The following is a 531-nucleotide window of genomic DNA, read 5'->3' as shown; positions in this document are numbered from 1 at the left end:
GGTGGCCGGCTGTTGCTATTCTTCTTCGGGCTTCCAGCCTTTCACCTCATAGGCGAAGGCTGTCCACTTCGCTTTTTGCTCCTCCGACATCTCGCGCCATGGCTGAGCCTCATCCGCCTCAATCACCTCGCCGTTCTTCAGCTTGAACATGCCGCAGTTGCTGCCTATGTCCTCGTCTGCGTAAGTAATGGTGATCACTTCCTGTGGAAACTGCTTGGAGAGCGCCACAAAGATAGGCTTTGGACAAGCCCAGGCTGTATCGAATTGAGCAGTTCCGTTCTGCGAATCAACCACCCCTTCGCAAGCATTCCACTTGGTGCCCCATTCTTTGCGAGCGAAATCCATGTCGTGCAGGTAGCCGCAGGCTCGATGGTTGCGCAGCATTCCGATGAACTGCTCAAAGCTCTCGTCATCCAGCTGTTTGATGTCTGCTGCCTCGCGGCTTTGGGCTTCCAGTGCTCGAAGCAAGGGGTGATCCGAAAGCGCCCGTCCAACTACAGTCTCTGCCATGGTTTCGGCGCTCATGCTGAT

The 531-nt window shown here is 55.6% G+C and carries 1 protein-coding gene; it reads right to left on the bottom strand.

Annotated features, from left to right (window positions below):
* Positions 1–15 precede the first annotated feature (15 nt).
* A partial coding sequence (locus ACNAZA_RS22370; RefSeq protein ID WP_415798693.1) for a DUF1281 family ferredoxin-like fold protein occupies positions 16–531 on the bottom strand: 516 nt, incomplete at its 5' end.

It is taken from the genome of Comamonas aquatilis, assembly GCF_965139575.1.
GTDB lineage: Bacteria > Pseudomonadota > Gammaproteobacteria > Burkholderiales > Burkholderiaceae_C > Comamonas > Comamonas aquatilis.
The sequence above is the reverse complement of the archived record's forward strand: the minus strand, read 5'-3'. Positions and strand labels throughout refer to the sequence as shown.